This window comes from Actinomadura sp. WMMA1423 (assembly GCF_006547145.1).
In the GTDB taxonomy this organism is placed as follows: domain Bacteria; phylum Actinomycetota; class Actinomycetes; order Streptosporangiales; family Streptosporangiaceae; genus Spirillospora.
The window spans coordinates 6,359,559-6,376,796 of sequence record NZ_CP041244.1 but is presented as its reverse complement, the minus strand read 5'-3'; the positions used below and the strand labels follow the sequence as shown (position 1 = coordinate 6,376,796).

At 72.5% G+C, this 17,238-nt stretch carries 18 protein-coding genes; 6 read left to right on the top strand and 12 right to left on the bottom strand.

All coding sequences use genetic code 11. From position 1 onward, the window contains the following. The first annotated feature begins 56 nt into the window (after positions 1-56). From FKD65_RS29580 to FKD65_RS29570, 3 genes are read left to right on the top strand one after another with little or no spacing between them, the layout of a single operon-like run. Positions 57-509 carry a gamma-glutamylcyclotransferase gene (locus FKD65_RS29580; protein WP_141580950.1) on the top strand — a complete coding sequence of 151 codons (453 nt, stop codon included), beginning with the start codon at positions 57-59 and terminating at the stop codon, positions 507-509. A gap of 39 nt (positions 510-548) precedes the next feature. Further along, on the top strand, positions 549-1,349 hold the full coding sequence (locus tag FKD65_RS29575; RefSeq protein WP_141580948.1) for a purine-nucleoside phosphorylase: 801 nt from the start codon (positions 549-551) through the stop codon (positions 1,347-1,349). Beyond that, on the top strand, positions 1,346-3,019 hold the full coding sequence (locus tag FKD65_RS29570; protein ID WP_141580946.1) for a phospho-sugar mutase: 1,674 nt from the start codon (positions 1,346-1,348) through the stop codon (positions 3,017-3,019). Before FKD65_RS29575 ends, FKD65_RS29570 begins: the two co-directional genes overlap by 4 nt. A gap of 64 nt (positions 3,020-3,083) precedes the next feature. On the opposite strand, the gene FKD65_RS29565 is transcribed toward FKD65_RS29570, so the two are convergent. The 3 genes from FKD65_RS29565 to FKD65_RS29555 all read right to left on the bottom strand — a co-directional run bounded on the left by FKD65_RS29565 (position 3,084) and on the right by FKD65_RS29555 (position 5,801). Beyond that, positions 3,084-3,734: a PH domain-containing protein gene (locus FKD65_RS29565; protein ID WP_141580944.1), complete on the bottom strand. Its 651-nt coding sequence runs from the start codon at positions 3,732-3,734 to the stop codon at positions 3,084-3,086. Between the two features lie 7 nt (positions 3,735-3,741). Further along, positions 3,742-4,833: an adenosine deaminase gene (locus FKD65_RS29560; protein ID WP_141580942.1), complete on the bottom strand. Its 1,092-nt coding sequence runs from the start codon at positions 4,831-4,833 to the stop codon at positions 3,742-3,744. 98 nt (positions 4,834-4,931) lie between these two features. Beyond that, positions 4,932-5,801 carry an alpha/beta fold hydrolase gene (locus tag FKD65_RS29555; RefSeq protein WP_141580940.1) on the bottom strand — a complete coding sequence of 290 codons (870 nt, stop codon included), beginning with the start codon at positions 5,799-5,801 and terminating at the stop codon, positions 4,932-4,934. 84 nt (positions 5,802-5,885) lie between these two features. Between FKD65_RS29555 and FKD65_RS29550 the strand changes: the two genes are divergently transcribed. Further along, the gene (locus FKD65_RS29550; protein WP_141580938.1) at positions 5,886-6,473 is read left to right on the top strand and encodes an ABATE domain-containing protein; all 588 of its coding nucleotides are present in this window, start codon (positions 5,886-5,888) and stop codon (positions 6,471-6,473) included. A gap of 70 nt (positions 6,474-6,543) precedes the next feature. Here FKD65_RS29550 and FKD65_RS29545 read toward each other — a convergent pair whose 3' ends face one another. The 5 genes from FKD65_RS29545 to FKD65_RS29525 form a co-directional block, all read right to left on the bottom strand. After that, on the bottom strand, positions 6,544-6,903 hold the full coding sequence (locus tag FKD65_RS29545) for a cupin domain-containing protein (protein WP_141580935.1): 360 nt from the start codon (positions 6,901-6,903) through the stop codon (positions 6,544-6,546). Then, positions 6,860-8,197, bottom strand: coding sequence for an MFS transporter (locus FKD65_RS29540; protein ID WP_141580933.1), 1,338 nt, complete (start codon positions 8,195-8,197; stop codon positions 6,860-6,862). The genes FKD65_RS29545 and FKD65_RS29540 overlap by 44 nt, the downstream gene beginning before the upstream one ends. Before the next feature lie 172 nt (positions 8,198-8,369). After that, positions 8,370-8,993, bottom strand: coding sequence for a class F sortase (locus tag FKD65_RS29535; protein ID WP_168221238.1), 624 nt, complete (start codon positions 8,991-8,993; stop codon positions 8,370-8,372). 55 nt (positions 8,994-9,048) lie between these two features. Then, positions 9,049-9,558, bottom strand: a complete 510-nt coding sequence (locus FKD65_RS29530; protein WP_141580929.1) for a hypothetical protein — start codon at positions 9,556-9,558, stop codon at positions 9,049-9,051. A 526-nt stretch (positions 9,559-10,084) separates the two neighbouring features. Further along, positions 10,085-10,543, bottom strand: coding sequence for an Lrp/AsnC family transcriptional regulator (locus FKD65_RS29525; RefSeq protein WP_141580927.1), 459 nt, complete (start codon positions 10,541-10,543; stop codon positions 10,085-10,087). 122 nt (positions 10,544-10,665) lie between these two features. Between FKD65_RS29525 and FKD65_RS29520 the strand changes: the two genes are divergently transcribed. Continuing rightward, entirely contained in the window at positions 10,666-11,295 is a 630-nt protein-coding gene (locus FKD65_RS29520; protein WP_141580925.1) for a hypothetical protein, read from the top strand. Positions 11,296-11,298: 3 nt separating this feature from the next. Here the strand turns inward: FKD65_RS29520 and FKD65_RS29515 are convergent, their stop codons facing one another. Next, positions 11,299-11,823 (bottom strand): hypothetical protein, encoded by a 525-nt coding sequence (locus FKD65_RS29515; protein WP_141580923.1) that lies wholly within the window; start codon positions 11,821-11,823, stop codon positions 11,299-11,301. Between the two features lie 53 nt (positions 11,824-11,876). Next, positions 11,877-12,872, bottom strand: a complete 996-nt coding sequence (locus FKD65_RS29510) for a helix-turn-helix domain-containing protein (protein WP_141580921.1) — start codon at positions 12,870-12,872, stop codon at positions 11,877-11,879. Between the two features lie 158 nt (positions 12,873-13,030). Between FKD65_RS29510 and FKD65_RS29505 the strand changes: the two genes are divergently transcribed. Beyond that, positions 13,031-13,573, top strand: coding sequence for a hypothetical protein (locus FKD65_RS29505; RefSeq protein ID WP_141580919.1), 543 nt, complete (start codon positions 13,031-13,033; stop codon positions 13,571-13,573). 122 nt (positions 13,574-13,695) lie between these two features. Here FKD65_RS29505 and FKD65_RS29500 read toward each other — a convergent pair whose 3' ends face one another. Both FKD65_RS29500 and FKD65_RS29495 read right to left on the bottom strand, forming a co-directional pair. Continuing rightward, positions 13,696-15,114 carry a serine/threonine-protein kinase gene (locus FKD65_RS29500; RefSeq protein ID WP_240809659.1) on the bottom strand — a complete coding sequence of 473 codons (1,419 nt, stop codon included), beginning with the start codon at positions 15,112-15,114 and terminating at the stop codon, positions 13,696-13,698. 186 nt (positions 15,115-15,300) lie between these two features. Beyond that, the gene (locus FKD65_RS29495; RefSeq protein ID WP_141580917.1) at positions 15,301-17,154 is read right to left on the bottom strand and encodes a Xaa-Pro dipeptidyl-peptidase; all 1,854 of its coding nucleotides are present in this window, start codon (positions 17,152-17,154) and stop codon (positions 15,301-15,303) included. Positions 17,155-17,238 lie beyond the last annotated feature (84 nt).

Genomic DNA, 17,238 nt, shown 5'->3' with positions numbered 1-17,238 from the left:
CCGCCTGTGGGGGCGACCCCCACACCCCCGAGCCGTACTTGGCGTAGCCTTCCCACGTGGCTCTGTACGCGGCGTACGCCTCCAACATGGACCCCGAGCAGATGGCCGGCCGGGCTCCCCACTCGCCCATGCGCGGCACCGGCTGGCTCGCCGGGTGGCGCCTCACCTTCGGCGGGCAGGACAAGGGCTGGGACGGAGCCCTCGCGACGGTCGTCGAAGACGACTCCGAACAGGTCTTCGTCGTCATGTACGACGTGCCCGCCTGGGACGAAAAGGAGCTCGACGCCTGGGAGGGGGCCGCGCTCGGCGTCTACCGCAAGATCAGGGTGCGGGTCCAGACGCTCGACGGCGACGCGCTGTGCTGGCTCTACGTCCTGGACGACTACGAGGGCGGGCTGCCGTCCGCGCGCTACCTCGGCATCCTCGCCGACGCCGCGGAGAAGGCCGGCGCGCCCGACGACTACGTCAAGGACCTGCGCACACGCCCCTGCAAGTCGCTGGGCGACTGACCGGCGGGGCCGCGCGGGGGCGGCGGTAGTGTCGGCGGCGTGAGCAACGACGCTTTTGCACTGGCACGGGACGCGGCGGACGAGCTGCGCGCCCGCACGTCCATCGACTCCTTCGACGTCGCCCTCGTCATGGGGTCCGGCTGGGTTCCGGCGGCCGACAAGCTGGGCGAGCCCGTCGCCGAGGTGACGGTGACCGAGCTGCCCGGGTTCGCGCCGCCGGCCGTGGAGGGCCACGCGGGCCGGATCCGCGTCGTGGAGGTCGGCGGCCGCAACGCGCTGGTGTTCCTCGGCCGGACGCACCTCTACGAGGGACGCGGCGTCGAGGCCGTCGTGCACGGCGTCCGGACGGCGCTCGCGGCGGGCGTGAAGACGATGGTGCTCACGAACGCGGCGGGCGGGCTCCGGCCCGAGCACCAGCGGGTGGGCGACCCGGTGCTGATCTCCGACCACCTGAACCTGTCCGGCGCGAACCCGCTGACCGGCGCGACGTTCCTCGACCTGACCGAGGCGTACTCGGCGCGCCTGCGGGCCCTGGCCAGGGAGGTCGACCCGACACTGTCGGAGGGTGTCTACGCGGCGTTCCGCGGCCCGACCTACGAGACCCCCGCCGAGATCCGCATGCTGCGCACGCTGGGCGCCGACATGATCGGCATGTCGACGGTGCTGGAGACGATCGCGGCCCGCCAGGGCGGCGCGGAGGTGCTCGGCATCTCGCTGGTCACCAACATCGCGGCCGGGCTGTCGGACGAGCCGCTCGACCACGAGGAGGTCCTCGCGGCGGGGCGCGCGTCGGCCGACCGCATGGGCACGCTGCTCGGCACCGTCCTGGGGAAGCTGTGAGCGACCTGCGCGCGCGGGCCGAGGAGTGGCTCGGCCAGGACCCCGACCCGCGGACCCGCGCCGAGCTGCGCGCGATCCTGGACGCGGGCGACGACGCGGCCCTCGCCGACCGGTTCGGGGCACGGCTGGAGTTCGGCACCGCCGGGCTGCGCGGCGAGCTCGGCGCCGGGCCGAACCGGATGAACCGGGTGACGGTCATGCGCGCCGCCGCCGGCCTCGCCGCCCGGCTGCCCGCCGGCGGCCGGGTGATCATCGGGTTCGACGCGCGGCACGGCTCCCGGCGGTTCGCGGACGACACGGCGGCCGTCATGAGCGGGGCGGGGCTGCGTCCCGAGGTGTTCGCCGATCCCGTCCCCACTCCCGTGCTCGCCCACTTCACCCGGGCGTTCGACGACATCGTGGCGGGCGTCATGGTCACGGCCAGCCACAACCCGCCGCGCGACAACGGCTACAAGGTGTACTGGGCCGACGGCGCGCAGATCGTCCCGCCGACGGACGCGGAGATCTCCGCCGCGATCGACGCCGTCGGCCGCGTGGACGAGCTGCCGCTCGGGGAGGGCTGGCCCGTCCACGAGGGCGCCGGCCTGTACCTGGACGCGGTGTCGTCCCTGCGCCTCGGCGGCGACCGGGACATCTCGATCGTCTACACGCCCATGCACGGGGTGGGGCGGGACGTCCTTCTCGCGGCGTTCGAGCGCGCCGGGTTCCCCGCGCCGATCGTCGTCCCCGAGCAGGCCGAGCCCGACCCGGACTTCCCGACCGTGCAATTCCCGAACCCGGAGGAGCCGGGCGCGCTCGACCTGGCGCTGGCGCTCGCCGAGGCCCGCGGCGCCGACCTGGTGATCGCCAACGACCCGGACGCGGACCGCTGCGCCGTCGCCGTCCCGGGCCCGTCCGGATGGCGGGCGCTGACCGGGGACGAGGTCGGCGGGCTGCTGGCCGAGCACGTGCTGCGGCACACCTCCGGCGACGACCGGCTGGTCGCGACGACGATCGTGTCCTCGTCGCTGCTGCGCTCGATCGCCGCCGCGCACCGCGTCCGGTTCGCCGAGACGCTCACCGGCTTCAAGTGGATTATGAAGGCGGGGGGATCCCCAGGCGGTTCCGGGGGGCGTGGGGGGTCGTCCCCCCACAGCGATCCTGTGCGGCTCGTGTTCGGGTACGAGGAGGCGCTCGGGTACAGCGTCGGCGACGACCGGGGCGTCCTCGTCAACGACAAGGACGGCATCGGCGCCGCGCTCGCCGTCGCCGCGCTCGCGGCGGACGCCAGGCGCGACGGCCGCACGCTGCTCGACCTGCTGGACGCGCAGGCCCGCCGGTACGGGCTGCACGCGACGTCGCAGCTGTCGGTCCGGGTGGAGGACCTCTCGCTGATCACGGCGGCGATGGCCCGGCTGCGCGCCGATCCCCCGCGCGAGCTGGGCGGGCGGCGCGTCGAGTCGTTCGACGACCTCGCCCGGTCCACCGGGGGCCTGCCGCCCACCGACGGGCTCCGGTTCCGCCTGGCCGGTGGGTCGCGGGTGGTCGTCCGCCCCTCGGGGACGGAGCCGAAGCTCAAGTGCTACCTGGAGGTCGTCCTCCCGGTGGAGGACGACGTCGCGGCGGTCCGCGCGCGCGCCGCCTCCGATCTGGAGGCCCTGCGCGCGGACGTCTCCGCGGCCGTCGGCTGATCGCACCCAGGTCAGGCGACCGCACCCGCGCCGCCTGACCGGCGGTCGGGCGACCGGCCGGAGGTCAGTCGGCCGTGGCCACGGCCGTGAGCAGCAGGCTGACGATCACTGCCAGGGGGCCGGCGAGCGAGGCCACCGCCGGGTAGGACCACGAGATCGTTCCCTTGGCGGCCCCGAGCTCCTGCGCCTTGGCCGCCTTGTCGGGCGCGCCCGACCGGGCCTTCGGGCGCTGCCGGTCCTTGATCTCGTTCAGCTGCTGCACCGCGTACGCGGTCGCCGTCCGCCCCCGCAGGTCGAAGCCCTTGCCCTTGCCCTGGCGGGCCTCCTTCTCGGCGCGGGCCTCCGCCTTGGCCTGCACCCGGGGCGAGGTCTGGAGGACCCACGCCCGGGTCTGCAGGTCCGTACCGTCCGGCCCGGCGAACACCACGGTCACGGCGTTCTTGCCCTCGATCCGGCGGACCGCGCCCCACGGCGCCCGGACGTCCCGCAGCGGGTTGCGGACCGTGATCCCGTCGTCGTCGCCCGCGAGGAGCGGCCGCAGCCCGAGCGTGTAGGCGATGCCGCAGCCGAGCAGCAGCACGAAGGCGATCGTCACCGTCGTCAGCGAGTACTCGGGATCACCGGTGATGCCGACGAACATGTCGACGATGTTGAGGGCGGCGAACACCAGCCACGTGTACGCGGCGACGCGACCGCCGGTGGAGCGAATGGTCATGGCCAGATCATGCCAGGGGCCGGGCGCCGCTCCACTTGAGCTGCGCGAAACCGGGCTTGATGACCCCGTTGATCAGTTCGAGCCGCTCGTTGAACGGCGCGAACGCCGACTTCATCGCGTTCACCGTGAACCACTGCAGGTCGTCCCATCCGTAGCCGAACGCGTCGGAGAGCTTGGCGAACTCCTCCGACAAGGTCGTGCCGCTCATCAGCCGGTTGTCGGTGTTGACCGTGACGCGGAAGCTCAGCCGCCGCAGCAGCCCGATCGGGTGCTCGGCGATCGACTTCGCCGCGCCCGTCTGGATGTTGGAGGTCGGGCACATCTCCAGCGGGATCCGCTTGTCCCGGACGTAGTCCGCGAGCCGGCCGAGCCGCGCCTCGCCGTTCTCGACCTCGATGTCATCGATGATCCGGACGCCGTGCCCGAGCCGGTCGGCGCCGCACCACTGGATCGCCTGCCAGATCGACGGCAGCCCGAACCCCTCGCCCGCGTGGATGGTGAAGTGCGCGTTCTCGCGCTGGAGGTACTCGAAGGCGTCCAGGTGCCGGGTCGGCGGGTACCCGGCCTCGGCGCCCGCGATGTCGAACCCGACGACGCCGAGGTCCCGGTACCGGACGGCCAGCTCGGCGATCTCCATGCTGCGCGCCTGGTGCCGCATCGCGGTGACGAGCGTCCCGACGCGGATCCCGAAGTCGGCGCGGCCGCGGGCGAAGCCGTCCAGGACGGCCTCGACGACCTGCTCCAGCGTCAGCCCGTTCCGCAGGTGCTGCTCGGGCGCGTACCGGACCTCGGCGTAGACGATCCCGTCTTTCGCCAGGTCCTCGGCGCACTCGTAGGCCACGCGGGTGAGCGCCTCGACGGTCTGCATCACCCCGACGGTGTGCGAGAACGTCTCCAGGTACCGTTCGAGCGATCCGGAGTTGGACGCCTCCTCGAACCACGTCCGCAGCGCGTCGGCGTCGGTGGTGGGCAGGTCCCCGTATCCGGTCTCCCGCGCCAGGTCGACGACGGTCGCGGGCCGGACCCCGCCGTCCAGGTGGTCGTGCAGCAGCACCTTCGGCGCGCGGCGGATGTCCTCGAGAGTCGGACGAACGTTCATTTCTCGAACCTACCCGCCCCCGCACCCTCGGGCGTCGTCAACTCTCGCCAACCCGGGGCCCGCCCACCGCCCTCGCGACCTGCGGACCTGCCGTCCCGCTACGCCCGTACGCGGTCGAGGAACCCGGCGACGAGCGGCGCGATCTCGGGCAGGTGGGTCTCCAGGGCGAAGTGCCCGGTGTCGAACAGGTGGAGCTCGGCGTCGGGGACGTCCCGCAGGTAGGCGCGGGCGCCGGGCGCGGGGAAGAAGGGGTCGCCCGCTCCCCAGACGATGAGGGTGGGCGGCCTGTGCCGGCGCAGCCAGTCCTGCCAGCGGTCGTAGCGTTCGATGTTGGAGTGGTAGTCGAAGGCCAGCGCGATCTGGGCCTCCTTGCGGCCCGGCAGGTCGAGGAAGTGCTGGTCGAGGGTCCAGCCGTCCGGTGCGAGCGCCTCGGGGTCGGCGACGCCCGTCTCGTACTGGCTCCGGGTGCCGTCCAGGGTCAGCAGGCCGCGGACCGCCTCCTGCGCCCCCGGCGCTCCGGGACGCAGGGCGATGAAGTCGCGGGCGCCGTCCGACAGGCCCTCGGCGTAGGCGTTGCCGTTCTGGACGACCAGCCCCGCGATGCGCTCGGGCCGCCGCTCGGCGAGCCGGAACCCGACCGGCGCCCCGAAGTCGAACACGTACATGGCGAAACGGGTGAGCCCGAGCCGCTGGACGAAGCCCTCCATGACCCCGGCGAGCGCGTCGAAGGAGTAGGCGAAGTCGTCCGGCGCGCCCGTGTGGCCGAAACCGGGGTAGTCCGGGGCGATCAGCCGGTAGCGGGCGCCGAGGACGTCGATGAGCCTGCGGAACTGGTGCGACGCGGACGGGAAGCCGTGCAGAAGCAGCAGGACGGGCGCGTCCTCCCGTTCCGGCAGGGACTCGCGGTAGAAGACGCGGACGCCGCCGACGTCGACGTGCCGGTGGGCGATGCGCGCGATCGAGAACATCTCTAACGCCTCTCTATGGAAACAATGCATTAGATATAGCCATCGATCACCTAACGGGTCAACCCTTCGAGGTACCGTTAGGGCATGAGCGACCCGGACCCGCTGATCGGTGAGCCGCCCGCGCTGGACCTGGTCAACACGCGACCGGTCGGCGCCGACCTGCTGGCCACGCCCGACGACCTGCGGGCGTGGCTGCGCCTCCAGGCCGACCGATCCGATGAGGCCCGGGCCTACGCCGCCGCGGAGATCGGGGCCGAATCGCTGGCCGCCGTCCGGGACGTCCGGGAGCACGCGGCCCGGGCCCTCGACCGCGTGCGCCGCGGCGAGCCGCCCTCGGCCGGCGACCTGGAGGCGCTCAACCGGGCCCAGCGCGCCGCGCCCGCCGTCACCGAACTGGTCCGGGACGGGCGGGCGCTGCTCGCGGCACGCCGCCGGACCGGCCCGCCCGCGCTCCGCCCCGCGGCCTGGCTGGCCGAGGCCGCCGCCGAGCTCCTCACCGACCCGGCGGTCACCAGGGTCCGGCAGTGCGAGGCCGACGACTGCGTGATGCTCTTCCTCCCCGCCCACCCCCGCCGCCGGTGGTGCTCGGCGGCCCGCTGCGGCAACCGCGTCCGCGTCGCGCGCCACTACCGGCGCCACCGGCCGGCGGACGCCGGGCCCGCGTCCTCCTGACGTCATGAGACGGGGGCACGCACCGGTGCCCCCGCCTCAGATGCCGAACGGTCGGTGTTCTTCCGGACGGTCAGTGCTTGGCCTTCGCGTACTCGCCCATGCCGCCCGCGAAGTCGTACACGACGCAGGGCTCTTCCCCGACGATCCAGGCGTCGTGGCCGGGCGGGAGGATGAACACATCCCCCGGGCCGACCTCCTGTTCGGCGCCGTCCCGCGTGAGGACGTGCATCCGCCCCTCGGCCACGTAGCCGTTGTGGTGCACCTCGCAGAGCTCGGTGCCCGCGAGGTCCTTGACCGACTCCGTCCAGCGCCATCCGGGCTCGAACGTCGCCTTGGCGAAGACGAGGTCGCCGAGGTTGACGATCTCGATGTGCCCCCTGGGGAAGTCACGCCGGTCGTCCGGCTTCTCGATGCTCTTGATCTCGGTCATGATGGGTCCCCCTTCCTCCATCACCTTTCACGCTCGCACCGGCACTGACCTGCGTCAAGACGTCCGGGCCGGATGGCTCGCGCCGCCTCCGCAACAGCAGCGCCGGGGTCGCCAGGGACAGGACGCCCGCGATCGCGACGGCGGTGCGGGGACCGGTGGCGGCGGCCAGCAGGCCCCACAGCCCGGTCATGGCCGCGATCGTGAGCTTGCCGGTGATCGACCACGCCGACAGCACCCGCGCGACCCGGTCGGACGGCGTGTGCTCCAGCCGGTAGGCGGCGTACAGCGGGTTGAACACCCCCATGCACGTGATGAGGCCGAGTTCGACCGCGATGACGAGCACCAGCCCGGCGGTGCCCGGACCGACGAAGGCCAGGCCGAGCAGCCAGCACGCGCGCAGCGTCCCGAAGACGAGCATGATCCTGCGCCGCCCGTGGCGCGCGGCGAGCCGCCCGGACAGCCGCGAACCGGCGAGACCGCCGACGCAGGGCGCGGCGAACGCCAGCGCGTACTGCCACGGGGCGAAGCCGAGGCCGCCCAGCATCAGCACGGCCAGCACCGGAGCCGTCGCCATGATCAGGCCGCCGACCAGGATCTGGTTGAGGAACAGCGGGCGCAGCGCCGGGCTGGTGAGGATGTGGCGCCACCCTTCGAGCAGGTCACCGGCCCGGAGCCGGCCGCCCCGCTCCGGGCCGCGGGACGGGCGCGGCTCCGTCCCGCCGATCGCGCGGATCCCGGCGGCCGACAGCACGAAGCTCGCGGCGTTGGCCGTCACGGTCACCAGCGGGCCGAACAGCCCGATCGCGGCCCCGCCGAGCGGCGGCCCGAGCATGAGGGCGGTCCAGTTCGTGGACTCCAGCCGCCCGTTCGCGATGACCAGGTCCTCCGGCCGGACGAGGGCCTTGAGGCAGGCGCCGCTCGCCGCGGTGAACGCGATGTCGGCCGCGGCGACCACGACCGACACCACCAGCAACTGGACGAAGCCCAGCCCGCCGAGGAGGAACGCGGCGGGCAGGCTCAGCAGCGCGGCGCACCGGACCAGGTCCATCGCGATCATCACGGGCCGCTTGCGGCGGAACTCCACCCAGGGGCCGAGCGGCACCGCCACCGCCGCTCCCACGAGCAGTCCCGCGGCGGCCAGCGCCGACACCCTCGCCGGCCCGGCGTGCAGCACGGTGATCGCGATCAGGGGGAACGCGTCGAAGGCGAGCCACGTCCCGACCGCGCTGACCGAGTAGGCCGCCCAGAGCCACCCGAACGGCCGTCCGAGCGACCGTCCCTCCCCCGTGCGCACTCCTGACCACGCCCTTTCCGCCGCCGTGCTCCCACCGGCCGCGCCTGCGGCGGCCGGGAAGATCAAAGCGGGCGGCGGGGGGCCGGATCAAACAACCGTCCGTCCCGGCGCACAACCGGTCGTTGTGGGGCGTGCGGAGCGGCGCGGGGCCGGTCCAGAGCCGGGCAGGCGGCTACCGCACCGACGTCTCGGCGGCGTAGACGATGACGTTGTCGGTATAGCTGCGCCTGCCCCGGTCGAACGAGCCGCCGCAGGTGACCAGGCGGAGCCCTGGATGGTCGAGCGGGCCGTAGACGCGCCCGGTCGGGAACCGGTCCTTCGGGACGCGTTCCACGGACTCGACGGTGAACACGGCCACCCGCCCGTCCGCGCGGCTCACCTCGACGCGGTGCCCGGGCCTCAGCCGGCCCAGGTCGTAGAAGACCGCGGCGTCCTTCGCCGAATCGACATGGCCCAGGATGACCGCCGCGCCGCGTTCTCCAGGGGTCGGCCCGCCCTCGAACCAGCCGGCCTCCCCCGGCCGTCCCGCCGGGGGGACCCGCACCGCGCCCCCTGCCTCGAGGCCCAGGCGGACCAGCGGCGCCCGCACGCCGATGGACGGGACGTCCACCCGGACCGGCAGGGAGCGGCCGAGCACCGGCCCGTACCGCTCGACCGGCCGTGGGGTCGCGGCCCACGCGGGCGGGCCGGGCGGTCCGGCCGGACCGCTCAGCCCGAGGACGACCGCGGCGAGACCGGCGGCCGACAGGACCGCCGCCAACCCCCAAAGGCCCCACCGGCCGCCCTTTCCCCGCATCGTTCCTTCCATCCTCCGAGAATTGCCGACGCCGCCTTTGAGAAAGGCGAACTAATTAGACGGTCGCGCCATTACGACGGCGGACGGCAATGGCGCCGGCGCCGATCCCGCCGAGCAGCAGGACGCCGCCGCCGGCCAGAAGGGCGGTGTCCGCGCCGCCCGTCCCGCCGCCGAGCCCCGTCGCCGCCCCGCCGGTCGGAGTGGACTTCGCCATCGGACGCGCCTTGCCGTCCACGACGTGGACCTCGCCGACCCCCTTGAACCCGCCGCACCTCACCAGCACCGTGTAGGTACCGGGGAAGGTGTCCTTCTTGATGGTCGCGAGACCGGACCGGCCGTCGACCTCCTCCGCCCCGTTCAGCGGGACGGCCCCGCCCACGAAGGCCAGCGAGCCCGCCGTGCCGTCGACCTCGCACTTCTTGCCCACCACCGTGACCTGCTCGCCGGGACGGGCCTGCGCGGGCTGCACGACGACGTCGCCGGTGTCGGCCATCGCGGGCGCGGCCAGACCGAGCGTCGCCGCGCCGATCACCAGGCCGAGAAAGGTCGCCTTTCCGAGTCGCATGTTCTCCCCATATCGACACGGCGGCCTACTCGACTTTCAGCCCGTCTACCCGTGCCCCCTTATGCCCTCATCTGATGAGGGCGGCACCCGATTGGTTCGGTGATCCTTTTCAGCGCCCGACGAAGCACCCATCCTCCCCGATCCGGAAAAGGTTGGCGTGATAGCCGACACACCTCCGCTCAGGAGAACGAGGCCGGGCCCCCTCGTCGAGGGGGCCCGGCTGGAGCGAACCGGTCAGTTCAGACTGAACTTCACTTCTGGGTGGTCTTGGGGGCATCCTTCGGTGGGCAGTTCTGGCCTTCCTCGCGCTCCCTGCGCATGGCCCCAACCGCGGTTACGGCTCCGGCCAGGACCGCCGTTCCAACGAATTGGCGTCGGGTCATCCCCATGACTGTTCTCCGTTCTCTCGATTTTCGCTGACTACGGGACCGAGCCCGCAGATCGGACCGTCCCTGCGCGAGGCCCGGAGGCAAGAGCACTTGACCTGACGCCTGACGGGGCGCCCGCGCGGATCCCCGTGCGGTCCTCATGGGGAGAGCGGTAGCGGGCGGTTGTCGACGATGCGCTTCATCACGATGGTGGAGGTCAGGCGCCGCACGCCGGGCAGCGTGGCGAGCGTCTCGTCGCGGATGGCCGCGTAGCCGTCGAGATCGGGGGCCAGCACGCGCAGGAGGTAGTCCGGATCTCCGAAGAGCCGCTCGGCGTGGCGCACGTGCCGGACCTCCGCGAGGGCGGTCTCGAAGTCGACGATCGTGGCGGCGTCCTCGCGGTCCATGGTGACGGCGACCAGCACCTCCAGGCCGAACCCGACCGCCGCCGGATCGACCAGCGCGCGGTACCCCGTGATGACGTTCGCCCGCTCCATCTCGCGCAGGCGCCGGTGGCACGGCGCGGCACTGAGCCGGACCCGCTGGGCGAGTTCGGTGACGGTCAGCCTTCCCTCACCCTGGAGCTCGGCAAGGATCTTTCGATCGATGTGATCCATGAGCACGATTCTTTCTCCAATCCTCGCTATACGGCAATGATTGGCAAGAATGCTGCGCGGAAATTGATCTACTCTTCCCCCAGGGGGTGGACGGCCGGTCCGCGATCGGAAGGGGTGACCCGATGGGGGAGGCGGCGGACCTGCTGCCGGTCGCGGCGGCCGTCTTCGCGGTTCCGCAGTTCCTGCCGCAGCTCGTCCGGGTCCTGCGCGCCGGCGACACGACCGGCGTGTCATGGTCGTGGGCGGCCCTGACCAGCGTCGGCAACGGCGGATGGATCGTCTACTTCACGCTGTCGCGGTTCTGGACCGCACTGGTGCCCGCCGTCTCGGCGACCGTGCTCGCCGGGGTGCTCGCGCTCCTGCTCGGACGCCGCGACGGCGTCCCCCGCCGTCCCGCCGCGCTGGCCGCCGCCTGGGCCGCCCTGCTCGTCCTCGCGTGGGCGGCGACCGGCCGCGCGGGAATCGGCACCGTCCTGGCGGCATCGTTCGTCCTCCAGGTCGCCCCCTCGGTGTGGACCGCCTACCGCACGCCCCGGCCGACCGGCATCTCCCGCGGGACCTGGCTGCTCATCCTGGCCGAGCTCCTCTGCTTCGGCCTCTACGGCCTCCACCAGGGGGACCCGCGCCTGATCGCCCTCGGCTGGACGGGCGTCGCCGCGAGCCTCCTCATGCTCGGGCGCGCCCAGTACGCCATGGCCACCTCCCCCGGCGCGGCGGCCGCCGCCCCGGAACCGTCCGACGGGGCCAGATGAGCCTCAGTCGTTCGCGGGGGCCATGTTCCAGTCGCGCGGGAGTTCGGCGTCGCAGAGCGCGCAGAAGAAGTGGCCCTCCTTGACCAGGTTGCGTTCCTGGCATTCGGGGCAGCGGCGGAAGACCATCGGGTCGGTGAAGCGGCCCGGGTGCTCCAGGCCGGCCCGCTCCAGTGCGTCGCCGACGGCCGGCCAGGAGTCGGGGTCCGGGCAGTAGCCGGTCGACTGGTTGCTGACTCCTGTCACGGCCCACCGGCCGCCGGGTCCGGCGAAGGTGATCTCACCGGCGCTGAGGACGGGCTCGCCTCCAGCGCAGACGACGTGCTCGCTGCGCCGCGGCGCCAGGTGCAGGACGCCGTCCAGGTCCACGACGAAGGTGAACGGCTCCGCCAGCTCGTCCTCGTCGCGCGTGGCGAGCCAGGAGGTGAACTCGGCCGGCGACGCGATCCGCCGTCCCGCGTTGCCCGGTCGTACCGTGGCGAGGAACTCGGGCGGACCCACGTAGGAGTATCGGCGCGGCCTGGAGGTCATCTGGGGAAAGTAGCAATCCGCGTTGCCGCGTGGGGGCACCGCGAGCGTCGGCGCTAGTGGTCGGCGATGGTGAACAGCTGGCCGGGCGCGCGTGCGTCGCAGGGGAGCTGGAGGACCGGGGCACGAACGGCGGGCGCCCCCTTCACGCCGACGCAGAGTTCGCTTTCCTGGGATCGCAGCTGGACGCCGCCCTTCAGTGCCCGGAGGTCGAAGCGCTCCGGTCGGCTGCGGTCGCAGGCGTCGTCGGCCAGGGGCGCGCCGGGCTCGAACGAGGCGTTCACGACCCCCATGCAGCCGTCGCCGAAGTCCGGGTCCTGGGTGGTGACGCGCCACAGCGGCCCGTCACGCGTGAGCCGGCGCGGTGGGAAGCTCTCGGCGCAGCGCGCGAGGAACACGAGTCCGGCCCGGTCGTTCCGGCGTTCGGACAGGCAGAACCCCCTGAGCCGGAGCGTCGCTCCCGCCGGTGGGCCCGCGGGTGAGGTGTTCGGGGCCGGCTTGGAGGGGCCGGTGCGCTGGGACGGGCGGGTGAGGACGAACCCGGCGGCGATGGCGGCCACCGTCACCGCGGCGGTGACGACGGCGGTCACCGCGGCGGTGACGACCGTGATGCCCCGCTTCGACCGCCGGAACCGTTTCGGGCCTTCTTCCGGTACCGGGTCGTCCCTTGGCGCCGCTTCGTCCCCTGGCACCGCTTCGTCCCCTGGCACCGCTTCGTCTAAGTGCGCCGGGTTCTCGTCCCGGACGGGCGGGGCGGGCGGTTCGGCGGGCATCGGGTAGAGGAGGCGCTCCCGGGCGGTCAGCCACCGGGTGACGTCTCCGTCGCAGACCTCGACGAGAGCCGCCACGACCTCGCGGCGGGGCACGGTCTTGCGGTGCAGGGCCGTGGCCAGTGTGGACGACGGAAGCGGGAAACCGCCCCCGGCGGAAGTGCGCCGCTCGATTTCCTTGAAAGTCAGGCCGCTGCGTTCCCGGAGCCTTCTCAACGCCACGACGAACTGTTCCTCGGTGGTCATCTCGAAAGGGTCGAGTTCGGCCTCGTGGTCCTCCACGCGCAGAGTGTCGCAGAGCGCCGCGTTCGGGTCCATCCCGAACGCTCGAACGCGTGCGAACCCCTGATCAGGACGGCTTGACTGCTCCATGCCGCGCATTGCGGCACGTTGCGCGACGGCACTTCCGCTTTCGCGCCGAGCATGTGGAGGAGTTGCAGATGCACCGGTTCCGTACGATCGGACTCGGCCTGGTGGCGGCGGCGGCGCTCGTCGGGAGCGCCACGCCGGCCATGGCCGCCCCCGCCTCCCCGGCCGCCCCGGTCCGTCCGGCGAAGTCGTGCCCGCCCGACATCTACTACAAGGTCAAGTCGAAGAAGGTCGTCAGCTACTGGGTGCCCGGCACGCACTTCGTGGACGGCAAGGGCGGCAAGGTCACCGGCAAGGTCGAGCGGTCGTGGACCAAGTCGGCGACGCTGGAGGCCGGCGCGGAGGCGTCCATCAGCGCGGTGTGGGCCTCGGTCAAGGTCCAGGTGTCCGCGTCGGCGACCAAGAGCAACAACGTGACCGTGGGCCACTGGTACGAGCACAAGATCAGCAAGAGGAAGTACGGGCACATCCGCTACCGCGTGATCGGCTACAAGGTGCTGTTCGAGAAGCACCAGACCCTCGGGAACTGCAAGGACAGGTTCCTGGACGCCTTCTACGGCAACATCCCGACCACCAGGGAAGGCTGGAAGTACTGGGAGACGAAGCAGCCGTAGCGCAGGCCGCGCGGCCTCGGACCCGGCCGGCCGCCGCACACCGCGGCTCCGGGCTCGGGGCGACCGCCCTCACCCGCTTGCACCGCGCGGGTGAGGGCGGGCCGGCCGCGCCCTCCCGGCGGTCAGCCGACGCGGAAGCCGAGAACGATCGAGCGGTCGGGCTCCGAGAGGTACTGGCTGTAGATGCCGACTTCGCTGATCTCCGGTCTCCCCCGGCTCACGACCGTGAATTCGCAGCCGGGATTCTGCTGGCATTCGTCCTTGGGGTCGTTGAGCCTGATGGACATCACCGAAGGCTGCCCCCTCCCCCACGTGAGGACGGATTCGACCATCCCGTCCACATCGCACTTCCGCGCGGCGAAGGTGGCGTCATCGCACAACTCTGACTCCACGTACACCTTGTCCACGTCATTCGCCCTCTTGACGGTGACGACCTTCCCCGGGATCGATGTCATCCTTTCGACCGCTTCCCGGTTCGCCAAATAACGTGCGTTATCTCGCTTTTCCCGGCCTTTCTGCTGCGTGATGTCCGTGAAAGCGGCAAGGGGCACCGCGGCGAGGCCGAGCGCCAGGACGCCGCCCAGCGCGACGAGGAGGAGCTTCACCTCGCGCCACCGCAGCGCCCGCGGGCGCGTCCGGCCCGGCGGTGGATCAGGCGGCTGGACGACGGTCGGCGGCGCGGGCTGCCGGTCCCGGGCGAGCGCGGCGAGCCGGGTGTGGAGCTGGCCGGCGGTCGGACGCTGCGACGGGTCGCGTCGCAGCAGTGCCCTGAGGACCGGTTCCAGAGGGCCGGCGTGAACGGACGGGTCGGGGTCGCGGGTGGCGATGGCGACGAACACCGCCCCCGTGGTCGCGCCTCCGAACGGGGGGCGTCCCTCCACCGCGGCGTAGAGCGTGGCCCCGAGCGACCACAGATCGGACGCGGCCGCGACCTCGTGACCGCTCACCTGCTCCGGTGACATGTAGGCGGGAGTGCCGAGGACCGCACCCGTCGAGGTCAGGGTCGCATCGCCCTCGACGGCCGCGATGCCGAAGTCGGTCAGGACCGCGCGGTCGTCCTCCAGCAGGACGTTCGCGGGCTTGATGTCGCGGTGCGTGATGCCGGCCTGGTGCGCCGCCCGCAGAGCGTCGAGCACCTGGAGCCCGATCCGCGCGACCCGGTCGGGCGGCAGCGGCCCATCGGCCTTCAGGAGGTCCTCCAGGGAGCGTCCGCGCACCAGTTCCATGATGATCCACGGCCGCCCGTCCTCACCGGTGACGCGGTCGTGGACGGTGACGATCCCCGGATGCCGCAGCCGGGCGGCGGCGCGCGCCTCCCGCTCCAGCCGCGCGATCCAGGTCCGCCGCCCGGCCTCGTCGAGGTGCTCGGGCAGGCGCAGTTCCTTGACCGCCACCTCGCGGTCGAGGTGCTCGTCGTGGGCGCGCCAGACCGCTCCCATGCCGCCGCGGCCGAGCAGGGAGACCAGCCGGTACCGGCCCGCCGGCATGCGCTCGCCGGCGTCGGGCGCCTGCCGCGAGCCCTCCCGTCCCCACGGCTCCACCGGCGGCACCCCTCACAGGAACACTCGTGTCTGATCGACCCTGATCGAGATCATCTCAGATGCCGGCCCGCGTGGGCGAGGCAACGGCGTGCGCCCGGGACGCCGGTCAGGCGTCCCGGGCGCACGCCGGTCGGCAGTTGCCCCGAGTGCCCCGCAGCGCGCGGGACGGGGCCGCCGTCACACAGGTCAGCCGGTTGTGAGGGGCAGGGTCAGGGTGCTGCCGGCCAGGTCGACCTTGACCTTGGTCCCCGCCGGGTAGCGGAGCGTGTAGGCGTGGTCGGTGGCCAGCACCATCAGGCCGATCCGGTGGCCGGGCTTGAAGACGTAGTCGTACGGCTGCATGGGCCAGCTGAACGTGTAGTCCTCGCCCGCCTTCACCGGGGTGCTCCGCCAGATCGACGCGCGGTTGCGGACGTCCGTCCAGCCGCGCGTCACGATCTTGAACGGGGAGACGGCGGTGGTGTACTTGCGGACGGTCCGGCAGCCCTCGTCACCGGGGATCGAGTCGCCGTAGCACCACCGGTCGGACGTCGGGACGAAGCCGGAGACGCGCTCGTCGGAGCCGTAGTCGACCAGGAGGGCCGACAGGTACGGCGAGCGGCCGTCGACGGAGGCGCGCAGCTTGATCCGCGCCGTGCCGCTGAGCCTCATGGCCTTGGTCAGCTTCGGCGTGAGGTACATCAGCCGGTTCGGGTCGGCCGCGTCCGGGTTCGCCGCCAGGTCCTCGGCCTTGCGGGACGGGTCGTCCACGAGCTGCTGGGTGCCGTGGCCGCGCGCGCCGAGGCCCTTGGCCGACAGTCCGAGGGGAACGGGACGGGCCGAGGCCTCCGGCCAGTCCTTGTGGGTCTCCCACTGGCCCGGCGTGCGCTCAAGGTCGACCTTGGGCTGCCGCATGATGTCGTTGCGGACGTTGTAGAGCTCATGCGCGAACCACAGGTTCAGCGTTTCGAGCCACACGCTCTGGCGGACGTCCAGGGGCTCGTCGTGCGCGGCCTGGTGGATCCAGAGCTTCCGGTCGACCCCGGCCTTCTTCAGGCCGTCCCACAGCAGGGACATCTGGATCGGCTTGACGTTCCAGTCGGCCAGGCCGCTGGTCATGAACACGCTCGCCTTGAAGTGGGGCGCGGACTTGGCGAAGTTCCGCTCGTCCCAGGTCCGGTTGTAGTCGCCGGTGACCCGGTCCATCTTCTTCTCGAGGTCGTGCATGACGGGCGCGCACACCTCGAGGTCGTGGCGGGTCAGCACGGCCTTGGCGTGCAGGTCGAGGTCCTCGCCCTCCCAGCCGTCCGGCGCGACGACGCCGCCGTTGGCGCGGTACTCGTCGTACCAGTTGGAGACCCCGGAGATGGACACGACCGTCTTGAGGCCGGGCACGCGGGTCGCGGCGGTCGCGAGGGGCAGCGTGCCGTCGTAGGACTTGCCGGCCATCGCCACGTTCCCGGTCGACCAGCCCGCGCGGATCCTGTTGCCCTGGGCGTCGTACGCGGCCGCCTTGCCGGTGAGCCACTCGATGACCGACTTCATGCCCTGCGTCTCGTTCGGGCCGACGGCGGTGGGGCAGCCGTCGGAGTCGCCCGTGCCGAGGGTGTCGGCGGCGAGGACGGCGTAGCCGCGCGAGACGAAGTAGTTGTCGTAGTAGACGCGCGAGTAGCTCGTCGGGCCGGGCGGGCCGGGCGGCGGCGTCCACGGCGCGAGGCGCGGGTAGTCGGTGACGTCGGCCGGGTGGTACGGCGGGTCCTGCGTGCCGGCGTAGTAGGGGCTGCCCTCCAGGATCGAGGCGACCTTGAGGCCGCCGCTCGTCTCCTTGGGGCGGGTGATGTAGACGGAGACGCGGTCGCGTTCGCCGTCCTTGTCGCTGTCCACGGTCGTCTCGACGAACACCTTCTCGCGGATGGCGTCCTTGAACGAGAACGTGGGCTGCGTCTTACCGTCCTTCACCACGATGTGGGGACGTCCCGCGTCGGCGTACGCGGGCACGGTTCCGGCCACCAGGCCGACCGCGCCTGCGAGCGCCGCGACGGGCAGGAGTGAGAGTCGCAACGTCCGCTCCTTGGCTGCTGAGAGAAACCTGATCAGCTTCCAGAGCGGACACAACGCCCGTCAACGGTGATTCTTAACAAAACG

Excerpts from the sequence above, each read along its gene's own strand:
- FKD65_RS29565 (WP_141580944.1), bottom strand. The coding sequence starts at position 3,734 with ATGACCATTCGCTCCACCGGCGGTCGCGTCGCCGCGTACACGTGGCTG.
- FKD65_RS29560 (WP_141580942.1), bottom strand. The coding sequence starts at position 4,833 with ATGAACGTTCGTCCGACTCTCGAGGACATCCGCCGCGCGCCGAAGGTG.
- FKD65_RS29555 (WP_141580940.1), bottom strand. The coding sequence starts at position 5,801 with ATGTTCTCGATCGCGCGCATCGCCCACCGGCACGTCGACGTCGGCGGC.
- FKD65_RS29550 (WP_141580938.1), top strand. The coding sequence starts at position 5,886 with ATGAGCGACCCGGACCCGCTGATCGGTGAGCCGCCCGCGCTGGACCTG.
- FKD65_RS29545 (WP_141580935.1), bottom strand. The coding sequence starts at position 6,903 with ATGACCGAGATCAAGAGCATCGAGAAGCCGGACGACCGGCGTGACTTC.
- FKD65_RS29535 (WP_168221238.1), bottom strand. The coding sequence starts at position 8,993 with ATGCGGGGAAAGGGCGGCCGGTGGGGCCTTTGGGGGTTGGCGGCGGTC.
- FKD65_RS29530 (WP_141580929.1), bottom strand. The coding sequence starts at position 9,558 with ATGCGACTCGGAAAGGCGACCTTTCTCGGCCTGGTGATCGGCGCGGCG.
- FKD65_RS29525 (WP_141580927.1), bottom strand. The coding sequence starts at position 10,543 with ATGGATCACATCGATCGAAAGATCCTTGCCGAGCTCCAGGGTGAGGGA.
- FKD65_RS29520 (WP_141580925.1), top strand. The coding sequence starts at position 10,666 with ATGGGGGAGGCGGCGGACCTGCTGCCGGTCGCGGCGGCCGTCTTCGCG.
- FKD65_RS29515 (WP_141580923.1), bottom strand. The coding sequence starts at position 11,823 with ATGACCTCCAGGCCGCGCCGATACTCCTACGTGGGTCCGCCCGAGTTC.
- FKD65_RS29505 (WP_141580919.1), top strand. The coding sequence starts at position 13,031 with ATGCACCGGTTCCGTACGATCGGACTCGGCCTGGTGGCGGCGGCGGCG.